At 58.7% G+C, this 22,869-nt stretch carries 23 protein-coding genes; 14 read left to right on the top strand and 9 right to left on the bottom strand.

What is annotated here, in order from left to right:
* Window positions 1–6: 6 nt before the first annotated feature.
* A complete protein-coding gene (locus ACW9UQ_RS02420; protein ID WP_458929399.1) occupies window positions 7–486 on the bottom strand; it encodes an NfeD family protein in 480 nt (159 codons plus the stop codon).
* A 3-nt stretch (window positions 487–489) separates the two neighbouring features.
* Window positions 490–1,410 (bottom strand): SPFH domain-containing protein, encoded by a 921-nt coding sequence (locus ACW9UQ_RS02415; protein ID WP_458929398.1) that lies wholly within the window; start codon window positions 1,408–1,410, stop codon window positions 490–492.
* 188 nt (window positions 1,411–1,598) lie between these two features.
* Between ACW9UQ_RS02415 and ACW9UQ_RS02410 the strand changes: the two genes are divergently transcribed.
* Together ACW9UQ_RS02410 and ACW9UQ_RS02405 are read left to right on the top strand one after the other, a co-directional pair.
* Window positions 1,599–2,747, top strand: a complete 1,149-nt coding sequence (locus ACW9UQ_RS02410; RefSeq protein WP_458929418.1) for a biopolymer transporter ExbB — start codon at window positions 1,599–1,601, stop codon at window positions 2,745–2,747.
* Between the two features lie 5 nt (window positions 2,748–2,752).
* Window positions 2,753–4,210 carry a peptidoglycan -binding protein gene (locus tag ACW9UQ_RS02405; RefSeq protein ID WP_458929397.1) on the top strand — a complete coding sequence of 486 codons (1,458 nt, stop codon included), beginning with the start codon at window positions 2,753–2,755 and terminating at the stop codon, window positions 4,208–4,210.
* A 94-nt stretch (window positions 4,211–4,304) separates the two neighbouring features.
* Here the strand turns inward: ACW9UQ_RS02405 and ACW9UQ_RS02400 are convergent, their stop codons facing one another.
* Both ACW9UQ_RS02400 and ACW9UQ_RS02395 read right to left on the bottom strand, forming a co-directional pair.
* Window positions 4,305–5,135: a reverse transcriptase family protein gene (locus ACW9UQ_RS02400; RefSeq protein WP_458929396.1), complete on the bottom strand. Its 831-nt coding sequence runs from the start codon at window positions 5,133–5,135 to the stop codon at window positions 4,305–4,307.
* Entirely contained in the window at window positions 5,126–5,602 is a 477-nt protein-coding gene (locus ACW9UQ_RS02395) for a hypothetical protein (RefSeq protein ID WP_458929395.1), read from the bottom strand. The genes ACW9UQ_RS02400 and ACW9UQ_RS02395 overlap by 10 nt, the downstream gene beginning before the upstream one ends.
* A gap of 749 nt (window positions 5,603–6,351) precedes the next feature.
* Here ACW9UQ_RS02395 and ACW9UQ_RS02390 point away from each other — a divergent pair.
* On the top strand, window positions 6,352–6,558 hold the full coding sequence (locus ACW9UQ_RS02390) for a hypothetical protein (protein ID WP_458929394.1): 207 nt from the start codon (window positions 6,352–6,354) through the stop codon (window positions 6,556–6,558).
* Between the two features lie 105 nt (window positions 6,559–6,663).
* Here ACW9UQ_RS02390 and clpA read toward each other — a convergent pair whose 3' ends face one another.
* Window positions 6,664–8,985 carry an ATP-dependent Clp protease ATP-binding subunit ClpA gene (clpA, locus tag ACW9UQ_RS02385; protein ID WP_458929393.1) on the bottom strand — a complete coding sequence of 774 codons (2,322 nt, stop codon included), beginning with the start codon at window positions 8,983–8,985 and terminating at the stop codon, window positions 6,664–6,666.
* A gap of 217 nt (window positions 8,986–9,202) precedes the next feature.
* A complete protein-coding gene (gene gloB, locus ACW9UQ_RS02380) occupies window positions 9,203–9,970 on the bottom strand; it encodes a hydroxyacylglutathione hydrolase (RefSeq protein WP_458929392.1) in 768 nt (255 codons plus the stop codon).
* Between the two features lie 22 nt (window positions 9,971–9,992).
* On the opposite strand from gloB, the gene ACW9UQ_RS02375 reads away from it, so the two are divergent.
* The 8 genes from ACW9UQ_RS02375 (at window position 9,993) to ACW9UQ_RS02340 (ending at window position 17,403) form a co-directional block, all read left to right on the top strand.
* Window positions 9,993–10,796: a class I SAM-dependent methyltransferase gene (locus ACW9UQ_RS02375; RefSeq protein ID WP_458929391.1), complete on the top strand. Its 804-nt coding sequence runs from the start codon at window positions 9,993–9,995 to the stop codon at window positions 10,794–10,796.
* Between the two features lie 213 nt (window positions 10,797–11,009).
* Window positions 11,010–11,570: a F0F1 ATP synthase subunit delta gene (locus tag ACW9UQ_RS02370; protein ID WP_458929390.1), complete on the top strand. Its 561-nt coding sequence runs from the start codon at window positions 11,010–11,012 to the stop codon at window positions 11,568–11,570.
* 1 nt (window position 11,571) lies between these two features.
* Complete coding sequence (gene atpA / locus ACW9UQ_RS02365; protein WP_458929389.1) at window positions 11,572–13,104, top strand: F0F1 ATP synthase subunit alpha; 1,533 nt, start codon at window positions 11,572–11,574, stop codon at window positions 13,102–13,104.
* A 30-nt stretch (window positions 13,105–13,134) separates the two neighbouring features.
* Window positions 13,135–14,016 carry a F0F1 ATP synthase subunit gamma gene (locus ACW9UQ_RS02360; protein ID WP_458929388.1) on the top strand — a complete coding sequence of 294 codons (882 nt, stop codon included), beginning with the start codon at window positions 13,135–13,137 and terminating at the stop codon, window positions 14,014–14,016.
* A 15-nt stretch (window positions 14,017–14,031) separates the two neighbouring features.
* Entirely contained in the window at window positions 14,032–15,456 is a 1,425-nt protein-coding gene (atpD, locus tag ACW9UQ_RS02355) for a F0F1 ATP synthase subunit beta (RefSeq protein WP_458929387.1), read from the top strand.
* A 14-nt stretch (window positions 15,457–15,470) separates the two neighbouring features.
* The gene (locus ACW9UQ_RS02350; protein WP_458929386.1) at window positions 15,471–16,154 is read left to right on the top strand and encodes a class I SAM-dependent methyltransferase; all 684 of its coding nucleotides are present in this window, start codon (window positions 15,471–15,473) and stop codon (window positions 16,152–16,154) included.
* Window positions 16,155–16,166: 12 nt separating this feature from the next.
* Complete coding sequence (atpC, locus tag ACW9UQ_RS02345) at window positions 16,167–16,550, top strand: ATP synthase F1 subunit epsilon (RefSeq protein ID WP_458929385.1); 384 nt, start codon at window positions 16,167–16,169, stop codon at window positions 16,548–16,550.
* Window positions 16,551–16,704: 154 nt separating this feature from the next.
* A complete protein-coding gene (locus tag ACW9UQ_RS02340; protein WP_458929384.1) occupies window positions 16,705–17,403 on the top strand; it encodes a hypothetical protein in 699 nt (232 codons plus the stop codon).
* A gap of 15 nt (window positions 17,404–17,418) precedes the next feature.
* On the opposite strand, the gene ACW9UQ_RS02335 is transcribed toward ACW9UQ_RS02340, so the two are convergent.
* Window positions 17,419–18,432 carry a ribose-phosphate pyrophosphokinase gene (locus ACW9UQ_RS02335; RefSeq protein WP_458929383.1) on the bottom strand — a complete coding sequence of 338 codons (1,014 nt, stop codon included), beginning with the start codon at window positions 18,430–18,432 and terminating at the stop codon, window positions 17,419–17,421.
* 107 nt (window positions 18,433–18,539) lie between these two features.
* Between ACW9UQ_RS02335 and ACW9UQ_RS02330 the strand changes: the two genes are divergently transcribed.
* Window positions 18,540–19,145: a DsbA family protein gene (locus tag ACW9UQ_RS02330; protein ID WP_458929382.1), complete on the top strand. Its 606-nt coding sequence runs from the start codon at window positions 18,540–18,542 to the stop codon at window positions 19,143–19,145.
* Between the two features lie 24 nt (window positions 19,146–19,169).
* Window positions 19,170–19,676, top strand: coding sequence for a DUF6653 family protein (locus ACW9UQ_RS02325; RefSeq protein WP_458929381.1), 507 nt, complete (start codon window positions 19,170–19,172; stop codon window positions 19,674–19,676).
* A gap of 16 nt (window positions 19,677–19,692) precedes the next feature.
* Here the strand turns inward: ACW9UQ_RS02325 and ACW9UQ_RS02320 are convergent, their stop codons facing one another.
* Window positions 19,693–20,748 carry a threonine aldolase family protein gene (locus ACW9UQ_RS02320; RefSeq protein ID WP_458929380.1) on the bottom strand — a complete coding sequence of 352 codons (1,056 nt, stop codon included), beginning with the start codon at window positions 20,746–20,748 and terminating at the stop codon, window positions 19,693–19,695.
* Entirely contained in the window at window positions 20,748–21,200 is a 453-nt protein-coding gene (locus ACW9UQ_RS02315) for a YcgN family cysteine cluster protein (RefSeq protein WP_458929379.1), read from the bottom strand. Before ACW9UQ_RS02315 ends, ACW9UQ_RS02320 begins: the two co-directional genes overlap by 1 nt.
* 120 nt (window positions 21,201–21,320) lie before the next feature.
* Between ACW9UQ_RS02315 and ACW9UQ_RS02310 the strand changes: the two genes are divergently transcribed.
* Entirely contained in the window at window positions 21,321–22,832 is a 1,512-nt protein-coding gene (locus ACW9UQ_RS02310) for a calcium-binding protein (protein ID WP_458929378.1), read from the top strand.
* Window positions 22,833–22,869: the final 37 nt, after the last annotated feature.

Below are 22,869 nucleotides of genomic sequence, written 5' to 3'. Positions count from 1 at the left end.
AAGGGCTTAACCCGCTGCCAGCGGCGTTTCGACCGTCAGCGTCATACCATCGGCTCCAACCACCCGGACCATTGCCCCCGGGGTCAGGCCAAGCGCGGTGGCGTCGGCCCGGGCCTTCCACTGTTCGCCGCCGATCTCAACCACACCATCCCCGTGGTCAAAACGAATCACTTTCGCGCTGCGCCCGATCATGTTGGCGGAGCGACTGTTCAACGTCGTTTCCGGTTCTCCATCACCGAAATTGCGCACCATGGATCGGCCTAAAAAGGTCAACCCCACGGCCAGCGCAGCAAAGGCCATGATCTGGACTTCACCCGGCATCGACGGGAACAATGCCAACAGCGCCCCCATGATCAGCGCGGCCAGTCCCCACCAGATCAGGAAGAACGACATGGTCGCCATCTCGGTCGCGCCAAGAAGCAAACCGGTAGCAACCCACCACCACGGGGAAACGCCTTCGAGGAAGTCGAACATCGGGAAATCCATAAGTTACGCTCCGCCTTTCACCGCCTTGCTCAGTTCGCTGATCCCCTGAATGGAGCCGATCAGATTTGACGCCTCCAGCGGGATCATCACGGTTTTTGCATTTGGTGAGGCCGCAACATCCCTTAGCGCATCGGTGTATTTCTGGGCGACAAAGTAGTTCACCGCCTGAACATCACCCGCCGCAATCGCCTCAGAGACCATCCGCGTCGCCTCAGCTTCAGCCTTGGCCGCACGTTCGCGCGCTTCGGCATCCAGGAACGCAGCTTCGCGCCGCCCCTCAGCTTCGCGAATTTGCGCCTCGCGCTCACCTTCCGCTTTCAGAATGGCTGATTGCTTCTGTCCTTCGGCCATCAGAATTTCGGCACGCCGGTCACGCTCGGCCTTCATCTGGCGGCCCATCGCTTCGGTGATGTCTTTTGGCGGTGCCAGGTCCTTGATCTCTACACGTGTTACCTTCACACCCCATGGGTTCGAAGCATCGTCGATCACATGCAGCAGACGGGAGTTGATGACGTCCCGGTTCGACAGACTTTCATCAAGGTCCATAGAGCCTATCACCGCACGGATGTTGGTCTGCGAGAGGTTAGACAGGGCACGCTCCAGATTACGCACCTCGTAGGCGGCGCGGGCCGCATCCACGACCTGATAGAACGCAACCGCATCGGCAACCACCATGGCGTTGTCCTTGGTGATCACTTCCTGACTGTCGATATCCAGAACGGTTTCCATCATGTTGATCCGGGCACCGACCTTATCAAAGATCGGGATCAGAAAGTTCAGCCCCGGCTTTAGCGTGCGGGTATAGCGCCCAAACCGCTCAACCGTCCATTCCTCACCCTGAGGAACGGATTTGACCATCATATAGACAAGAATAAGCGCGAAAACTAAGGCGGCGCCTGCCGGAATAGCGAATTGCTCTAACATATCGAAAACCTCTTGCATTGTAGCTGTTGCCCAAAATATGGGCATCCGGAGCGATTGTTGCAACAAGATCAAGGGTACAACATGAAAAACGCGTGCCGAATTTCACAGTTGGATTGCACGAATGCAACGCGTAAGGTGACCGCAAAACAAGGCCCGCGTGCACTGAGGATCGGACAGTACCAATGTTAATGGATCGCGAACAAGAGCCGCAGTTTTCCCAGCCTATTCGCCAAATTCTGATCATGGTCCTGATCCTGGCCTTGGCTTTGGTCGGCAGCTATCTGGCCTATCCGGCGGTGTCGTCGATCTTTTTGGCCAATCCTTATCTGAACGGTTTCATCGTTGCGGTGTTCTTTGTCGGGGTCGTGGCCTGTTTCTGGCAGGTGCTGACGCTGATCTCTTCGGTGGGCTGGATCGAAGGCTTCGCACTGGATCGTCCGGGGCACGAATTCACAGCAGCCCCGCGCCTGCTGGCCCCATTGGCAGCACTTTTGTCCGATGCCGAGGCGCGGAATTCGCTGACGTCAACCTCTACACGGTCGATCCTCGATTCCACAGCTACGCGGCTGGACGAGGCGCGAGACATCACGCGATATATCGTCAACCTGCTGATTTTCCTTGGTCTTCTGGGCACATTCTATGGCCTCGCCACCACGGTTCCAGCCGTTGTTGACACCATCCGCTCCCTCGCCCCGCAGGAAGGGCAGGATGCTTTGGAGGTGTTCGACAATCTAATGAACGGGCTTGAGGATCAGCTGGGCGGCATGGGCACGGCCTTTGCGTCGTCACTGCTTGGGCTGGCGGGATCACTAGTGGTCGGGCTCCTGGAACTGTTCGCGGGCCATGGCCAGAACCGGTTCTATTCCGAGCTTGAGGAATGGCTGTCCTCCATCACCAAGGTCGCTTTCTTCGATGACGGCGCCGGTCGCGGGGCAGCGGGGACGGCTGCTGGCGGCGAGCAGATGCAGAGCTTTTACAAGGTCGCGATGCAGGCTGAGGAAAAGCGCATCGAGACTGACGCCAAGATCAACCGTCTGACGGATGCGGTCATGGCGCTTGCCCAGCAAATGAACGAGGCACCGGGTAGCGGCGGCCATTCGAACGAAGCGCTGGAACGCATCGTCGCCGGGCAGGAGCGTATCGCGCACCTTCTGGAAACCAGTGCCGAGGAAGGTGGCGGCGCGCTTGATTCCGACAGCCGCCAGCATCTGCGCAACATCGACACTCAGATGCTGCAGATCCTTGAGGAAATCGCCGCCGGACGGCAGGACAGCCTCGACGAGATCCGCCGCGACCTGGCCAATCTGACCGAGGCGATCCGCGCCTCGCAAGGCTAAGCGCAATGGCAGCCCTGCGCAAATCCCGGCGACAGGAGGCCAATATCTGGCCCGGCTTTGTCGATGCCATGACCGCCCTTTTGCTGATCCTGATGTTCGTCCTTTCGATCTTCATGATCATTCAGTTCGTGCTGCGCGATACTATCGTGGCCAAAGAAACCGAACTGGACAATCTGGGGGAACAGGTCGCGGAACTAGCCGATGCGCTGGGGCTGGAACAGCAACGCACGGATATTCTTGAAACCGGACTGGGTCAGTTGAATGCGCAACTGGCCGCCGCCGAAGATCAGGTTGAAGAGCAATCCAGCAAAATCGCTGACTTTGAAGCGCAGGTCGCATCCCTAAGCACCGAGATCGACACCAAGGATGCCGCCGCACGCCTTGCCGCAGCACAGCGCGAGGCGATGGAGGCATTGCTGGCAGAATTGCGCGCCGAGGCCGCGACAACGGCTGACACGCTTTCCGATGCACAGGGGGCTTTGGACGAAGCCGAAGCCCAGCGTCTGGCCGACGCCGAAGCCGCCCGCCTGCTGCGTGAGCGGCTGGAGAATGCGGATGCCGAATTGACCGCCATGACCCTTTCCCTGGAAGCCGAGCGTCGGAAAGCTGAGGAGACGCTGTCCCTTCTGGCCGCGGCTGAGGCCGCCCGGGATCAACTGGCGGCCCTGTCTGAAGATCAGGCGGCCGATCTGACCGAAGCCCAGCGTCGGGCGGCACTTTTGGCCAAAGCCCGCGAGGAACTGTCGAAAGAGCGGGACCTAGCGTCCGAAAGCCAGAAACAGGTCACGTTGCTGAACCAGCAGACCACGCAACTGAACCGACAGTTGCGCAGCCTCCAGCAATTGCTGGATGAGGCCGAGGCGCGCGACGAGGCGGCGCAGGTCCAGCTGGACGCGCTGGGTCAGAACCTGAACACCGCTTTGGCACAGGTCGCACAGGAGCAGCGTCGCCGTGCCGAACTGGAGGAGGCCGAGCGCAAGCGGCTGGGGGAAGAGGCGAAAGACCTTGCCAACTATCGCTCGGAATTCTTCGGCAGGGTCCGCGAAATCCTCGGGGATCGCGAAGGCGTTCAGGTCGTTGGCGACCGTTTCGTGTTTTCGTCCGAGGTTCTTTTCGATGCAGGCTCCGCCACACTGGGCGAGCAAGGCAGACAACAGATCGCGCAGGTCGCCGCGGTCATCCGCGAAATCCGCGCCGAAATTCCGGCCGAGATCGACTGGATCCTGCGCGTCGATGGACATACCGACAACATCCCCCTGTTTGGCGGCCGCTATGCCGATAACTGGGAGCTGTCGCAGGCCCGCGCCCTGTCTGTCGTGAAATACCTGATCGAGACCCAGGACATCGACCCCAAACGCCTCGCCGCCAACGGCTTTGGCGAATTCCAGCCCGTCGACCCCACAAACAATGTCGAAGCCCGCGCCCGCAATCGTCGGATCGAGCTGAAGTTTACCGAGCGCTAAGCGTCCTGCGTTTGGTGCGACGCTTGTTCGGAGCTTCTGCCTTAACCATTTGATAGGTGGTCGCCTTGGCCGGGAATGGATAGCGCACAGCTGCTCAGGCGGCTTCGCCGCTGGCTTGCATCGCGGATGTAAACCGTTCCCGCAATCTTTCTGCCCTTGCTGGATTGACCTGCGCCACCCAACCGATGCGCCCCTCGATGTGCTCTCGGAACGCCGGGTCGGACAGGCGGGTGTCTTCGGGGCGGGCGCAGTGGTGCAGGATGGCTTTCAGTTGATCGTATTCGCGGCGCGGCGTGTTCACATGGGTATTGACCACAAGCCCCGTCACCATCTGGCGTTGCCCCTGCGCCTGCACCCGCGTCTTGGCCGGGTTCAGCACAAACCCCTCTTCGGCCAATATCTCGGGCACTGCGCCAAGAACGGCCAGCCGGATGGTCGCATCGCCCGAAAAGGTAATGTCATCTGCATAGCGCGAGATATTCGCATCCAGCCGCCGCGCCAGCCCGGCCAGCCTGCAGTCCAGTCGAAAGGCGCAAAGATTAGCCAGTGTCGGTGAGGTTGGCGCGCCCTGCGGCAAGTGGCGCGCTGCATATAGCCGACGGTGTTCGGGCGGCAGCCGTCGGCGGACCCGCGCGGGTGTGTGCAGCGTGCACAGGGCAGTCAGCAGATCAGCCACCGGCGCAGGATAGCCAAGGCCGCGAAACAGCGCCGTGATCCGCGGTGCGGCGATGGAGGGAAAGAAATCCTTCAAGTCAAAGCTGATCACCAGGGCTTCGCCGCAATGGCGCTGCGCTGCGTCGATACAGTTGCGCCCCGGGACAAACCCAAAGGCGATATCGTGCACAGGCACATGGCGCAGGATGCCGTCCAGAATGCGCCGCTGGATCCGTTTCAGCGCCTGCTTTGGCGCCTCGATCAGGCGCACGCCCTGCCGTTTTGGGATGACATGCCAGAAATAGTGGTTCGGCGCAGTTTCCTCATCCGCATTCTGCAACCCAGCGGATCGGCAAAGCGCGCCAGTTGCTGATCCTCCAGCAGCAGCCAGTCGGCAAGGTCGCGCGGTGTTGGAAGTTGCGGCAAGGGCAGGTCCGCAAACGCTGGCAGCGGACGCATATGCGGCTGGATCAGGACAGGGTCCGGCCAGATGCCGGTTTCGCGGCATCGGCGGTGCAATGTGTCCAGCGCGGGTATATCGCACAGCATGGCGGTGATTTCAGGGACCGAAGGCGGATAGGCGCGATCATAGCGCGCAGCAAGCACCTGGGCGATCCGCCAGATGCTCTTGCTGCCCTGTGGCAGGCGGCGGGTCAGGGCGGCTTTGATCACAACCTCGTCCCAATCGCAGCCCGCCAAGCCTTCGGCAATATTGCGGGCGAGATCCTTGCGCCGCATGTCCCCTCCGATCCGGCGCGAAGTGCCCTGCCCCAACCAAACGCTGTCTTGCACAACCCGTCGTGGGTGTAGCCCACGGAAGGTTGTGCGGTGTATGCCAAGCTCAAGTCCATGCACCGGGGAATCCCCGGCGCAACCGTTCCTTAAAGCGTTTCGGGATAAACCTGAGACAAAGGATTATCCCGAAACGCAGTGATAAGCCTATATGGTGTACGCGTTTCGATTTTATGTGATGTCTCAAGGTAAACTCGAAACGCTTTAAAAGGAGCGGCAGTCTTGAGGCAGGCCACCTCGCTTGGACCTGAGGCTAAGGGAGCCGTATCCGTCAGGCAAGAAAGTTCAGAAGATATCAGGGCAATCGGGTAGGTGCCGCTTTCGACAGGGCGCAACCCTGTGTGATCGGGGTGCACGTTCTTCGGTGGGAACAGCCGCAAGAATGCGATCTGCGGCGTCAACAGCGGCCAATCCCGTCACGTCGATGTGTTGAGCGCCAGCAGGTTTATAAAGCCTGTAGCGTCTTCTGAGGTCGCGCAGGATGTCCGGGTCTGTCAGTTTATGCAACTCAGAGCGGCCCGCGCTGGTAAGCCGAAGCTCGTTTTCCTTGTACGAGATGGTCAGAACAAAAGCGCGGTAGCTGTCACCCCGCTGCCTCGCAAGGGCGGCCACCTCGTCAAACAATGCCCGGTCTTCCGCGCCATCTGACAGAGCATCTGTAAAATCAGATTTATGTCTGCCGAAAGAGCCTTGAGATGGCCAAAGACCAGCGCTCTTATATCAGCGCGGAGTTCCCTTCGTTCGGAGGCCGAGCGGTCATAAACAACACTTACCGGATTAAGCAGCGTGTGATGATCAATAACGCGCGCATTGATCTTCTCTGCCAATGCGCGCGCGATGGTCAGTTTTCCGATCCCGGGGAACCCGTTCAGATGAAGGATCACAGCCATAGCATCCGTTAATGCTGACGGCGGGCACCGTGTCAAACGGATTGCTTGTTCAGACCTGTTATTCCGTTTCAGCGACGATGCGGATGCGATCTGGAAGGCTCCGAAAACCCGGTCTACTCAGTCTGCCGTCAGCAAGGGCGGGCGTTTGGAGGTCAGGCGCGGGGCGCCGGGTTCCTCAATCTGCAGGTCCAGTTCGCCATCTTTGACGGCGACCTTGACCAGGCCACCTTTGGACAGACGCCCGAACAACAGTTCTTCGGCCAGCGGCTTTTTGATGTGCTCCTGAATGACGCGGGCCAATGGCCGGGCGCCCATGCGCGAATCGTAGCCTTTGTCGGCGATCCATTCTGCGGCCGGGCGGGTCAGTTCGATGCTGACATCGCGGTCCATCAGCTGCGATTCCAGTTGCATGATGAACTTGTCGACGACCTGCAGGATCACCTCTTTCGGCAGCGCGCCGAAGCTGACGACAGCATCCAAACGATTGCGGAATTCCGGGGTGAACATGCGTTCGATGGCGGCCATATCCTCGCCCTCGCGCGTGGTGCGGCCAAAGCCGATGGCGTTCTTTTCCAGTTCTGCGGCACCTGCGTTTGAGGTCATGATCAGGATCACATTGCGGAAATCGGTGGTCCGGCCGTTATGGTCGGTCAGTTTGCCGTGATCCATGACCTGCAACAGGATGTTGAAGACATCCGGATGCGCCTTTTCGATCTCATCCAGCAGCAACACGCAATGCGGGTTCTGATCGACCGTATCGGTCAAAAGCCCGCCCTGATCAAACCCGACATAGCCCGGAGGCGCCCCAATCAGACGGCTGATGGAGTGTTTTTCCATGTATTCGGACATATCGAAGCGCTTGAACTCGATCCCCATGACATCGGCGAGTTGCTTGGCAACCTCGGTCTTGCCGACACCGGTTGGCCCGGCGAACAGGTAGTTGCCAATCGGCTTTTCAGGTTCGCGCAGACCGGCCCGGGCCAGTTTGATGGCCGAAGACAGCGCATCAATCGCCTGATCCTGCCCAAAGACCACCCGTTTGAGGTTCGCCTCAAGGTCTTTCAGCAGCGCGGCGTCATCCTTGTTCACATTCTTGGCCGGGATTCGGGCAATCTTGGCAATGACCGCCTCGATATCCTTAGCACCGATCGTCTTGCGACGTTTGGATTCGGACAGCAGGTGTTGCGCCGCCCCTGCCTCGTCAATCACGTCGATGGCTTTGTCGGGCAGCTTGCGATCGTGGATGTAGCGCGCTGACAGATCGACGGCGGTGCGGATGGCATCGTTGGTGTAGCGAATATCGTGATGCTCTTCGAAATAGGGCTTCAGGCCACGCAGGATCTTGATGGCATCCTCGACCGAGGGTTCGTTGACATCAATCTTCTGGAAACGGCGGCTTAGCGCACGGTCCTTTTCGAAATGCTGGCGATATTCCTTATATGTGGTCGAGCCCATGCAGCGCATCTTGCCGCTTTGCAGCGCAGGCTTCAGCAGGTTGGAGGCATCCATCGCCCCGCCGCTGGTGGCCCCTGCCCCGATCACGGTGTGAATCTCGTCAATGAACAAGACCGCGTCGGGATGCTCTTCCAGTTCGGTCATCACCGCTTTAAGCCGTTCCTCAAAATCGCCGCGATAGCGGGTTCCGGCCAGCAAAGCGCCCATATCCAGCGAATAGATCGTGGTTTCGGACAGGACGGCCGGGGTTTCTCCCTCGACAATCTTATGGGCCAGGCCTTCGGCAATTGCGGTTTTGCCGACACCGGGATCGCCAACAAGAATCGGATTGTTCTTGCGACGGCGGCACAGCACCTGAATGCAGCGCTCCACCTCATGCGCGCGGCCGATCAGCGGATCAACTTCGCCGTCGCGGGATTTCGCATTCAGGTCGACGCAATACTTCTGCAGCGCGGTTTCCTCAGCCTCTTTGGTGTCTGGGGCTTCGGTCGCCTCGTGAACGTCATCCGCGCCGCGCACCGGGCGCGCCTCTCCATAGGTTGGGTCCTTGGCCACACCATGCGAGATATAGTTCACCGCATCATAGCGGGTCATTTCCTGTTCCTGCAGGAAATAGGCCGCATGACTTTCGCGTTCGGCAAAGATTGCCACCAGCACATTCGCCCCGGTCACTTCGGTGCGGCCAGAGCTTTGTACATGGATGGCCGCGCGCTGAATCACACGCTGAAATCCGGTTGTCGGCGCAGCCTCCGACCCGTCGATTTCAGACACCAAGCTTTCCAGTTCCTCATCCAGGAACTTGACCAGCGATTGGCGCAGATCGCCCAAATTGACCGAACAGGCATTCATCACCCTGGCGGCGTCCGGTTCGTCGATCAGCGCCAAAAGCAGATGTTCCAGCGTTGCCAGCTCGTGACGCCGTTCATTCGCCAAAGCCAAAGCCTGATGAATGGCGGTTTCAAGGGAACTCGAAAAAGAAGGCATCGCGGCAATCCTCAGCTCAGAACGCGCCGCGCCGGCGGCGCAGGAACACCAATATGGGTCCCAATTTCATAATTTCGGGTTTATTCCCTTTCGATCAAGGGAAATCGCCCAGGGCCGATAACAAATCTGGCGGGAATGCTCGAACATGCCGCAGCAAAGTCACGCGGCCCTGTTTCAGCAGATAGGGTCACTGCGCCCCGGCGGCAAGGGCAAGATGTCAGAACGCATCTTTTCTGCGCCGGATCTCGGCAAAGACATCCGCATCCGTCGCCCCCTCCAGACCCAATGTCGCGCGCAGGCCCGGATCGGCGGCCCGCAGGAACGGGTTTGTCGCAAGTTCTTCGGCCAAGGTCGCCGGGATTGTGGGCTGGTTTGCAGCCCGTAATACGTCAATGCGCCGGGCGCGCTCCGCCAACTCCGGGTTGGCCGGGTCAATCGACAGGGCGAACCGGGCATTTGACTGCGTATATTCATGGCCGGAATAGATCATCGTTTCCCCTGGCAAGACCACCAGTTTCGACAGGCTGTCCCACATCATCGTCGCAGTGCCTTCAAACAACCGGCCACACCCCAGGGCCATAAGGCTGTCACCGGTAAACACAGCTTTGGCCTGAGGAAAGTGATAGGCGATATGCCCGACAGTGTGGCCCGAGGCGTCCATGACCTCCACCGGGTGGCTGCCAAAGCTGAAAGTCGCCCCGTCATCCAACTCAACATCCAGTGCCGGGAGCCTTGCTGCATCCGCCTGCGCGCCGTACACCTTGGCCCCGGTCGCCTCGGCCAGCGCGGGCACGCCCATAATGTGGTCATCATGGTGATGGGTGATCAGAATCGTATCCAAGACCCACCCCCGGGCGTCCAATGCCGCCGTCACAGCGTGGGCGTCCGGCACATCGACCACCGCGACATTCGGGCCGACGGAATCGCGGATCAGATAGGCGTAGTTGTCTGTCAGGCAAGGCACGACTACTATTTCAAGTGTCATGGGAATCTCCGGTCGGTGTTGAATGCATCAGGACGTTGTTGATCTTAGAGCATTTTATTACCGGACCAAACTGGGCCGGGGGGCCAAGCGTGTTCTGCAGCACAAACTGCGCTCGCTTTGGCCCGATACGCATGGTCTCAATATTGCCTCTTACGGGTTCGGCGCGCCGTTCATGCGCCCGTTTTTGAACGATGCCCGCAGTGTAATCTGCCTGATGCCGGGCCAGCAGGGCGTAATGCCCTGGCCTGCAGGCGATGCCAACCGGTCCGTGCTGGTCGAGGAAACCGATTGGCCGCTGGCCGCTGGCAGTATCGACCGTATCCTTGTGGTTCACGGTCTGGACACATGCGGCCGCCCCGACGCCCTGCTGGACGAGGTTTACCGTACGTTGACACCGGGTGGCAAAGCCCTGTTCGTTGCCGCTAGCCGTGCCGGATTGTGGGCGCGGCGCGAGGTTACCCCCTTTGGCCACGCCCGTCCCTACAGCTTTGGCCAGCTTGAGGCCTTGTTGCGCAGGCACCGCTTTTTGCCCGAACGCCATGCCGCAGCACTTTACACCCCGCCCAGCGAGCGGCGATTCTGGCTGCGCACTGCACCGCTTTGGGAAGGGTTGGGGCAGCGGTTCGAGATACAGATGATGGCCGGTGTAGTGATCGTGGAGGCCAGCAAACAGGTCTATATAAAGCCGAAATCCGGCTCTGCCGTCAGCGTGAAAGGCACGCTTGAGGTGCTTGAAGGTCTGGCCGGACCAAAACCGGCAGCAGAGGCCGCACCGCGCATGGATTCGCCACGTCGCACCGCTTTGGCAGAAAAAGCCCGGAACTAAGGGACGGCACAAAGCGTCGCAGGTTAAGGGCTCTGGGCCAGACAGGCTTGTTTCCTTGACCCATTTTTGGGTTTCTTAGTCATGTCGTGACACTTGCCACACCCGATAGGCTCTGTTATCACCGCGCCGATTTAACGGGGTCGCCCAATGCGGCCCCTTCCCAATATCGTGGCCCTGCCAAGGGGCTGCTGATCAGCCATCGACGGGGTGTACGTGTCTGAAACCGCTTCACTGACTTCTGGCATCTCAGGGCGGTACGCGACCGCTTTGTTTGAACTGGCGAAAGACGCCAATAAACTTGACGACCTGGAGAGCGATGCAACAGCGCTGAGCGCTGCGCTGGACGACAGCAGCGATCTGTCGTCTATGATCACCTCTCCGGTTTACAGCCGCGACCAGCAGGGTGATGCAATCACCGCCGTCGCCAAAGCGATGAAGCTGAGCGAGCTGACCACCAACACCCTGCGCCTGATGGCAACCAAGCGTCGCCTGTTCGCTCTGCCTGCGATGCTGGCATCGATCAAAGCGCTGATTGCTGAAGACAAGGGCGAAGTTACCGCCGAAGTGTCTGTCGCCAAGCCGCTGACTGCGGCCCAGTCAAAAGAACTTGCCGCCGCGCTGAAGAAAGCGGTTGGCAAAGACGTGAATATCGAAACCACCGTAGACAAAAGCCTGATCGGCGGTCTCGTGGTCAAAGTCGGTTCGCGCATGATCGACAATTCGATCCGCGCAAAACTCAACAAACTGCAGAATGTCATGAAAGAGGTCGGATAAGATGGCGATCCAAGCTGCGGAAATCTCCGCGATCCTGAAGGACCAGATCAAGAATTTCGGCCAGGAGGCCGAGGTTGCAGAAGTGGGTCGCGTATTGTCTGTCGGTGACGGCATCGCCCGTGTCCACGGTCTTGATAACGTGCAGGCCGGCGAGATGGTCGAATTCCCTGGCGGGATTCGGGGCATGGCCCTGAACCTCGAGATCGACAATGTCGGTGTCGTGATCTTCGGCTCTGACCGGGACATCAAAGAAGGCGATGTTGTCAAGCGTACCAACTCCATCGTGGACGTGCCGGTTGGCAAAGGCCTGCTGGGCCGCGTTGTTGATGGCCTTGGCAATCCGATTGACGGCAAAGGCCCAATTGAGGCGACCAAGCGCAGCGTTGCAGACGTAAAGGCGCCGGGCATTATCCCACGTAAATCGGTGCATGAGCCGATGTCGACAGGCCTGAAAGCGATCGACGCCCTGATCCCAATCGGCCGTGGCCAGCGCGAGCTGATCATTGGTGACCGTCAGACCGGTAAGTCTGCTGTCGCACTGGATGCGGTTCTAAACCAGAAATCGGTGAACGCCACCGATGACGAAGGCAAGAAACTCTACTGCGTTTACGTCGCGGTCGGCCAGAAGCGCTCTACCGTTGCGCAGCTGGTCAAGAAGCTGGAGGAAACCGGCGCGATGGACTACTCCATCGTTGTGGCCGCAACCGCCTCAGAGCCTGCACCGATGCAGTATCTGGCCCCCTACTCCGCCACCGCGATGGCCGAGTTCTTCCGCGACAATGGCATGCACGCGCTTTGCATCTATGACGATCTGTCGAAACACGCGGTTGCCTATCGTCAGATGTCGCTGCTGCTGCGCCGCCCACCGGGCCGCGAAGCCTATCCCGGCGACGTTTTCTACCTGCATTCGCGCCTGCTGGAACGGTCGGCCAAGCTGAACGAAGACAACGGCTCTGGCTCTCTGACCGCTCTGCCGATCATTGAAACCCAGGCGGGCGACGTTTCGGCCTATATTCCGACCAACGTGATCTCGATCACCGATGGCCAGATCTTCCTGGAAACCGAACTGTTCTTCCAGGGCATCCGCCCTGCTGTGAACACAGGTCTGTCGGTCAGCCGTGTTGGCTCTGCCGCTCAGACCAAAGCAATGAAATCCGTTGCTGGTTCGATCAAACTGGAACTGGCGCAGTATCGCGAGATGGCAGCCTTTGCTCAGTTCGGCTCGGACCTTGACGCCGCAACCCAGCGCCTGCTGGCCCGCGGTGCCCGTCTGACCGAGTTGCTGAAGCAACCGCAGTATTCGCCGCTGACCAACGCGGAACAGGTTATCGTGATCTATGCCGGGACCAACGGCTATCTGGATGACATTCCTGTTGGCGATGTTGGCCGGTTTGAAAAAGGCCTGCTGACGCATCTGCACGCGAACAACGCTGATCTGCTGGACGATATCACCAATAACGACCGTAAGGTTGCCGGTGATCTGGAGGATGCCATCAAGTCGGCGATCCAGGATTTCGCCAAGGATTTCGCTTGAGTCCCGAATTCGCCTAAGGAGTGAAGGCATATGCCGAGCCTCAAGGATCTTAAGAACCGGATCGAGACCGTCAAGTCGACGCGTAAGATCACCAAAGCGATGCAAATGGTCGCCGCGGCAAAACTGCGCCGCGCCGAGGAAGCTGCGCAGGCCGCCCGTCCCTATGCAGAGCGTATGAATGGCGTTTTGGGTAATATTGCCCAGGGCGCCGCGGGTAGCAACACCGCGCCCAAGCTGCTGACCGGGACAGGCCAGGACCAGACCTATTTGCTGGTTGTCTGCACCTCTGAACGTGGTCTTTGCGGTGGCTTCAACTCGGCCATCGTGAAAATCGCCCGCTATCAGGCGCAAAAATTGCTGTCCGAAGGCAAGACCGTCAAAATTCTGACGGTCGGCAAGAAGGGCCGTGAGCAGCTGCGCCGTGATCTGGGCGATCATATCGTGGATCACGTCGATCTGTCCGAGGTCAAACGCGTTGGCTATGAAAACGCGCATGACGTCGCTCGCGATCTGCTGACCCGCTATAACGCGGGTGAGTTCGACGTCTGCAAACTGTATTTCGGCCGCTTCGAATCGGTGATCAGCCAGGTCCCGACCGAGGTTCAGCTGATCCCTGCCACCTTTGAGGACAACCCCTCTGAGGATAAGGGCGCACAGCCTTTCTATGAGTATGAGCCGGATGAGGAAGAAATCCTTGCCGACCTGTTGCCGCGCTCCATCGCGACCCAGGTGTTCACTGCTCTGCTGGAAAACGCTGCCTCGGAACAGGGCGCGCGGATGTCGGCCATGGACAACGCCACACGGAATGCGGGCGAGATGATCGACAAACTGACCATCCAGTACAACCGCTCGCGCCAGGCCGCGATCACCAACGAACTTATTGAGATCATTTCGGGCGCGGAAGCGCTCTGACGAACGGAGACAAATATGGCAAACGCTAAAGGAAAAGTCACACAGGTGATCGGCGCGGTCGTCGACGTTCAGTTCGACGACGCCCTGCCCGAGATCCTGAACGCGCTGGAAACTGACAATAACGGTAACCGGCTGATTCTTGAGGTCGCGCAGCATCTGGGCGAAAGCACTGTGCGCACGATCGCGATGGACTCCACCGAAGGTCTGGTGCGTGGCCAGGAGGTCACCGACACCGCAGGCCCGATCACGGTTCCAGTGGGTGACGGCACACTCGGCCGCATCATGAACGTCGTGGGCGAGCCGGTTGACGAAAAAGGCCCTGTTGAAGTGACCGAGTACCGCGCGATCCACGCAGCGGCCCCGGAATTTGCAGAGCAGTCGACCGAGTCCGAAATTCTGGTTACCGGCATCAAGGTCATCGACCTGCTGGCCCCCTACTCCAAGGGTGGTAAAATCGGCCTGTTCGGCGGTGCCGGTGTTGGCAAGACCGTTCTGATTCAGGAACTGATCAACAACATCGCGAAAGTGCACTCTGGCTACTCGGTCTTCGCAGGTGTAGGCGAGCGGACCCGTGAAGGGAACGACCTTTACTACGAATTCATCGAATCGGGCGTTATCAACGAGGAAGAGCTTTCGAAATCGAAAGTGGCCCTTGTTTACGGCCAGATGAACGAGCCTCCGGGTGCGCGTGCCCGTGTTGCTCTGTCCGGTCTGACCATGGCCGAGCAGTTCCGCGACCAGTCCGGGACCGACGTTCTGTTCTTCGTCGACAACATCTTCCGCTTTACCCAGGCCGGGTCCGAGGTTTCGGCGCTTCTGGGCCGTATCCCGTCCGCTGTGGGCTATCAGCCGACACTGGCAACCGATATGGGCACCCTGCAGGAGCGGATTACCTCGACCAAGTCGGGCTCCATCACCTCGGTTCAGGCGATCTACGTGCCTGCGGATGACTTGACCGACCCTGCACCGGCAACCTCGTTTGCTCACTTGGACGCGACCACGGTTCTGAACCGTGCAATTTCCGAGCTTGGCATCTACCCCGCCGTTGACCCGCTGGATTCCACCAGCCGTATCCTTGATCCGCAGGTTGTGGGCGATGATCATTACCAGGTGGCGCGTGACGTTCAGGGTATCCTGCAACGCTACAAGTCGCTGCAGGACATCATCGCGATCCTCGGCATGGACGAGCTGAGCGAAGAGGATAAGCTGACCGTGGCCCGTGCCCGGAAAATCCAGCGTTTCCTGTCCCAGCCCTTCGATGTGGCCGAGGTCTTCACCGGCTCGCCCGGTGTACAGGTGCCGCTGGAAGACACGATCAGCTCATTCAAGGCGGTTGTGGCCGGCGAATACGACCACCTGCCCGAAGCAGCGTTTTACATGGTTGGCGGCATCGACGAAGTGATCGCCAAAGCCGAGAAAATGGCGGCAGAGGCCGCCTGAGACCGCTCGGCCCCATGCCGATCGGCGATAAGATCAAGGCGGTTTTGGGCGGTATATCAGCCGCCCCCGCCAGCCCACCCCCCTTCAAAACCGACCCGGATTTTCCACGCGACGCCCATCCAGAGGCGGCGCATGCCGCGAATCGCGCCGGAATTCTTGACCGCTGGATAACCCCGGGCGGCACCGGCGCTGAAATAGGCGTCTTCTGGGCGCATTTTTCCGAGCATCTTCTGGATCGAACCCGCCCCCGCAAACTGCATCTGATTGACGGCTGGGAGATGGTCCACGGGCCGACCTATCCCAAAGGCGATCCGAAATGCTCCAACAAGGGCCGTCTGACCACAGCGGAAACCTATGCCGCCGCCCATGCGCTCGCCACCAAATCCCGGGCCATCACGCTGCACAAGGACGATCCAGTTGCCGCGCTCAAAGGACTGCCAGAGCAGTCTCTGGACTGGGCCTATCTTGACCACCTGACATCCTACACCACCACCCGCACCCTTCTGGAGGCCTTGCTGCCCCGGATGAAACCAACCGGCGTGATCCTGGGCGACGACTATGTCTGGGATTTCAGAACGCCCCGCATCGACATCAAACTGGCTGTGGACGAATTTGTCGCAAAGTATGGGCTTGAGTTCATCGAACAGCCCGATTACCAGTTTGCCTTGTTGCAGGGCCAGTCGCCGCGCCCCAGCTAAGAGGAACCCGATATGCGCCTTGAACTCGTCACACCTGAACGCCAGCTCCTGTCAGAGGACGTCACCTCGGTGATGATCCCGGGAATGGAAGGGGACATTACCGTAATGGGCGACCACGCCCCTATGGTGACCACACTGCGCCCGGGCATCCTGCGCGTCCAAGGGGCCGAGGAAGTTGATTTTCTGGTTTTCGGCGGGTTCGCCGAGATTTCCGGCGACGCGACCTCGATCCTTGCGGAACAGGCGGTACGACGCTCCGAAGTAACCCGCGACATGCTGGACGAAATCCTTGCAGACGCCCAAGCGACGCTGGACGCGGCCCCAGCAGAAAACGTCGCCGCCTCAACCCAGAGAGTAAATGACATCAGCGATTTGATCGCTAGAGCCAGCGTATAGAATCAGAATACGCTTTTCTGTCGCAAATCGGCCGCAATTCATGTAACCGAAACGGCAGCTTGTATGCTTGCGTTTTTTTCGCGAGAATGTAGGGAAGGTAAGAACAATATGGCTGTGTCAAACGGCCGACAAGGGAGCGTCTAGAAACAAAGCCATGATGATTATGCCTGAGCTAAAGCTCGCTTTCGTACATATATACAAGACAGGCGGTACTTCTTTAACCCAGCTTTTGGCGCCGCATACCTCTGAACGCTACCGCTCAGAAAACCCTAGATATACCGGTGAGGGCTTTCAGGGAACTTGGCACTATAGGGGCGACCAGCATGCAATGTTCTCGAACAGCAGAAGCGGCTTTCCTGCTGAGTTGCTTGAACACAACGACGATTGGCGCTTTATTGCGGTGGTTCGAAATCCGTATACTTGGTCATTTTCTGTTTTTCGTGAGTTCTTCGCGACAGATCGCGGCTTCCCCAATGGGCAGAACTTTCTGTTTGGTCAGGTAAAGCCCGGACGCTCTCTGCAGGGGTTTTATGATTTCTGCCGCTCCTTCAAACCTGGTCATCCAACAATGTTCGGTCTGGCAACGCAGTGTGAATTTCTCGATGGTATCCCTGATACACAACTGCATCTGATCCGGTTTGAAAATTATGAAGAGGATGTGCGCACGGTTCTACCGCGTTTTGGAATAGAGGTGGAGCATCTTCCACGCGCTTTGGATCGCGGCAATCAGAAACGCAGGCGTGCTGAGGAACTGATGTCGGACCCGCAACATCTTGCATTCTGTAATGAGTATTACGCCGATGACTTTAGTCGCTTTGGTTACGAGATGATCGACCAGGATAGAGCCGTTTAGCCCAAGAGAGTCGCGTCAAACCTCCGGGTAGATCGACTCGTAGATAGGCACCAGTGTTTCATCGTTGAACAGGGACGAGACCGAGGTACCGTTGGCGATATTCTGGATTGCCTGGGCAAAGATCGGGGCCATCGGAATGATGCGGATATTCTTGGCCTTCTTGACTGCCTCGGTTGGCTGGATGGTGTCGGTGATCACCAGCGACTTCATCACGGATTTCGAAACCCGCTCCACCGCCGGTCCGGACAGCACGCCATGGGTGATATAAGCATGGACTTCGCGCGCGCCCTTTTCTTTCAGCAGCTCTGCCGCTTTGCACAAGGTGCCTGCCGTATCGACAAGGTCATCGACGATCACGCAGATGCGGTCCTTCACGTCACCAATCACCGTCATCGAGGCGACCTCCCCCGGCGCGGCGCGGCGCTTGTCAACGATCGCCAGATCAGCGTCGATCCGTTCCGCCATTTCGCGCGCACGAGCAACACCGCCGACATCCGGTGACACCACCGTTACGTCCTTGAGATTCTTGAAATGGTGCTTTGCATCCAGTGCAAAGACCGGGCTGGCATAAAGGTTATCGACCGGAATATCGAAAAAGCCCTGGATCTGGGCCGCATGCAGATCCATGGTCAAAACCCGCTCAATCCCCGCCTGGGTGATCAGGTTGGCCACTAGCTTAGCACTGATCGGGGTGCGTGCCTTGGTTCGGCGGTCCTGTCGCGCATATCCGAAATAGGGGATCACGGCGGTGATCCGGCTGGCCGAAGACCGACGCAGCGCATCGGTCATGATCAGCAGTTCCATCAGGTTGTCATTCGCCGGGTTCGAGGTCGACTGGATGATGAACATATCCTCGCTGCGAACATTGTCATAAACCTCAACAAAAATCTCGGCGTCGTTGAACCGCTCCACCCGGGTATCGCATAATTGAACGCGCTCTCCACGATGAAAGCTCATGCGCCGCGCAATGGACTTGGCCAAAGCTTCGTTGGAATTTCCAGAGATCAGTTTGGGCTGAACAGATGACATATGGGGCCTGCCTTTCGCTGGCCATCGCTTATCACCCTGAAACTGGCTTGCAAAGCCCGCCCGGCGCGCCATCTTGTCATCAGCGATATTTTTGCGAGGACGATAGCATGACACTCATCGACTACTTTTTCACACCCTTGTCACCCTTCACCTATCTGGCGGGACAAAGGCTGGAAGAGATTGCGGATCGGCATGGGGCAGAGATCGCCTATAAGCCCTTTATCATCGCTGAACTGGGCAAGCACACCGGATTTGTCCCGCTGGCGGAACGGCATCCAAACCGGATTGCCAATCGCGCGCAGGATCTGACCCGCATAGCTGATAAGACCGGACTGCCATTCACTCTTAGCCCCGCGTATTGGCCCAGCAATCCGGTGCCCGCCTCGACCGCGATCATCGCTGCGGCAAAGGATGGCAGCGGCGATATGGGGGCCTTGTGCCACGGGATCATGCGCACCACATGGGCCGAGGAAAAAGATATCGCCCAAGATGACGTGATCGCCGATTGTCTGGAGGCCGCCGGGTTTGACCGAAGCCTTGCGACCTCGGGCATGCTATCGGGTGTGGAGACGCTGGAGCGCTACACCAACGAAGCATTGGAACGCGGCGTCTTCGGCTCCCCAACCTATATTGTCGGAACAGAAGTGTTCTGGGGACAGGACCGGTTGGACTATCTTGATCGCTATCTGACCTCGACTGCGGCGGCGGGATGACGGCGACAAACCGATCATGACCCCATGACGAACGACATCGCGTTCAAAACTGCCGAAAAGGCGATGGGAATGACGCCCGAAATCTGGGCACGTCATGCAAACCCGTGGAGCGGCTGGTCGCGACTTTCAATTCTGCCCTTGTTCGCAATCGCAGTTTGGAGTCGGGTCTGGATCGGCTGGTGGGCCATGTTGCCCGTCGCAGCCATTATGTTCTGGACCTGGATAAACCCGCGCCTGTTTCCACCACCGGCATCCACCGACAACTGGATGTCTCAAGGCGTGCTGGGCGAGAAAATCTGGCTGGAGCAGCACAAGACCAACCCGTCCTTGAGCCATCATCGTCCGGTTGTGCGTGCGCTAGCGGCAGCCGGGTTTCTGGGGGCAGTCATATTGCTGGTCGGTTTGTTCCTGCTGAACCTTACAGCGACCATCGCCGGCATAACGATCGCGATACTCTCCAAGCTCTGGCTGTTGGACAGGATGGTTTGGGTCCGCCATGACGCTGAGGGTGAGCTTTCTGACATCAAGTGAGCACGGGCCGAAATGCTCAGGCAGAACGCACCGCTGCCACAAACGCATCAATATCATCTTTTACCGTCGACCAGTTGCACACCAGACGCGCACTTAACAGCTCGTCATCGGGACCATCCAGCGTTTGGTCAAAAGGCCAGAAATAGTAATGCCCGCCAGCGGCCTGCGCGCTTCGGTGACCTTTGCGGGGCCAGGAAGCAAAAACCGCGTTGGCATCAACCGGATGTTGCAGCGTGACGCCCTCGGTCTGCGCCAGCCCGCGCGCCAGGTCTGCAGCCATGGAATTGGCATGCCCAGCCAGTTTCAGCCAAAGATCATCTGTCAGATATGCCTGCATCTGGGCCGACAAGAACCGGTGTTTTGAGAACAGATGTGCACCACGCTTTCGGCGCAGCTCAAATTCCCAGGCTTTGGCGGGATCGAACAACACAACGGCCTCGACACCCATCAGCCCGTTCTTGGTGCCCCCGAAAGACAGCACATCCACGCCCGCGCGCCATGTCATATCAGCAGGCGAACAGCCCAGACTGACAAGCGCATTGGCAAAACGGGCGCCATCCATATGCACCGGCAGGTCGTGTGCCTTGGCCAGATCGGTCAGCGCGCGAAGGTGGTCCAGCGAATAGACCGCGCCCGCCTCGGTCGCCTGTGTGATCGACAGCGCGCCTTTCTGCACATTATGCACACCGGCCCTTGCGGTGAACCGAAGCGCCGCTTCAAGGGCCGCCGGATCGATCCGCGCATCCTGACCGTCCAAAAGGGTCAGCTTAGCGCCACCAGTATAAAATTCCGGCGCGGCACACTCGTCTTCTTCGATATGCGCCTGGCGATGACAATAGACCGTCGCCCAGGGCGGGCAGATGGTGGCAAGCGACAGGGCATTTGCAGCCGTGCCGGTGGCCACCAGGTAAACCGCTGCCTCGGGGGCCTCGAAGATATCACGGATGCGGCTGCGCACCTCATCCATCAGGATGTCCGCACCATAAGAGTTCTGGTACCCCTCATTGGCCTGCGCGACAGCCTCCATAACAGCAGGATGCGCTGGTCCGGCATTGTCAGATGTGAACCACATCACTCGATCCCCCTTACGATATGATCTTCCAGGTCCTCGTCGGAAATACCGACCTCACTGACCATCTGTCCGCTAAGCGAAACCCCGGCCCGATGCACGCTGTCGCGATCGCCTGAAATCAGATAATGCCAGTCATAAAGCGAGCGCCCCTCAGCCATCAAGCGATATGCGCAGGTCTGAGGCAGCCAGTAGCTGATACGCTCCAACGCCGCTTCATCAACCATGATACAGTCGGGCACAATTTGCTTGCGTATCGCGTAATTGCTGCATTGGCAGGTCTCGCGATCCAGCAACTTGCACGCGACATTGGTGTATTCGACCTCGCCCGTGTCGGCATCCTCAAGCTTCAGCAGGCAGCACAGGCCGCAGCCGTCGCATAAGGCTTCCCATTCAGGGCGGGTCAACTTACCCAAGCTGAGGGTTTCCCAGAATTTCGGTCGCAGGTCGCTCATGTCGGCAACCTAGCGGTTTGAGGGGCGAGGGAAAGCGAATTCAGCGGATTTTTACCATGGGCTGCAAGCAAATCTTCATACCCAGGAGCCAACCTGTTCGGTGGGAAAAAGGGTGGTGCTATGGGGTATCGGTTTGAGAGCGGGTTTACCGTGTTCGACGATGACACGCTGCAACTGCAGGGAATATCTGACGTCGAACTGTTTGAGATTGCCGGCGTCCGCTATATGGCCGCCGCTTCCGAAGCGGACAGCGCTGTCACAGTTTTCCGCCTCGATGCCGAAACCGAACCGGTTGTGGTGTCAACGATCTCTTATAGCCAAAACTCGGGCACGCAGGTCGCGACAGACCTGACCTTCATTGATGGCCCCAACGGCCCGCAATTGCTGGTACTGGGACGCTATGATGATAACTTTGGTCTATACGATTTAGGGTCGGATGGCACCGCAACGCTAAGCGGAGCGTTGAGCGATGGCACAGGCCTTTATGCGCGCGGAATGAACAGCATTGTGACCACCATCGGCAGCCGAACGATCATGTATACTGCCTCGCAAGACGATCGGGGGGTGGAGCTTTTTGAACTGACCGCAGGCGCGCCACCCACCTATATCCGCAACTTCAGCGGCTACTATGGAGAGTTCGATTACCGCCTCTATAGTGTCTCGGCGATGAGCCATTTTCGCCTACATGACACCGACTATCTGGCGGTGGCCAATATGCATGTTGACCGCGTGGCTTTGTTCTTCACCCGCTGGGACGGGCGGTTGCGCATCCAAGATGTGTTCGGCGACGATCAGCAGGGCGGCATTTCCGCTGTCACCGCTTTGGACGGGGTACAGATTGAGACGCGGGGCTTTCTGCTGGTGGCAAATTCCATGGCCGATTCCATTTCCGTGTTGCGCGTGTCCGTCCATGGCAGGTTCAACCTGGTCGACACGTTCTATGACACCCGCGACACCCGCTTTGGCGGTGTGACCGCCATGGAGGTGGTTGAACATAACGGCCGCACTTTCGTATTCGTCGGCGGCGCAGATGACGGGATCACACTTCTGGAACTGGATTACCGTGGGCAGTTGCATCACCTTGCAACCATTGCCGATGACTTCCCAACGGCGCTGCAGAATGTCTCATCCATCGCGGTCGAGATGATCGGCGATATCGCGCATGTCTATGTCGGCAGCCAAACGGACCATGGCATCACCGAACTGACCATTGACCTGTCGCGCAGCGGTCAGGACATCCGGGGCGGGCGTGGCAACGACACCCTGACTGGTACGGATGGGGACGACATCATCTGGGGCATGGGCCACAAAGACACGCTTTACGGCGGCGATGGCGATGATCGGCTGATCGACGGACGTGGCAAGGACGTTATGTATGGCGGCGCAGGGGCCGACATATTTGAATTTGTGGAGGATGGGCGCAGCGACTTTATCGGCGATTTCGAAATCGGCGTCGACAAGATCGATCTCAGCGACTGGGACAACCTTTACCATGTTTCATCGCTGCGCATCGAAACCCGGGCGGCAGGGGCGGTGATCTTTGTCGGCGATGACATCATCCGGATTACCTCTGCTGATGGTCAGCCGATCGATGCTGCGCTTTTCACGCAGGATGACTTTATCTTCGGTTAAAGCGTTTCGAGTTTACCGTGAGACATCACATAAAATC

Source organism: Halovulum sp. GXIMD14793 (genome assembly GCF_054457435.1).
Note: the sequence above shows the minus strand (reverse complement) of the source record. Positions and strands in the feature narration are given on the sequence as shown.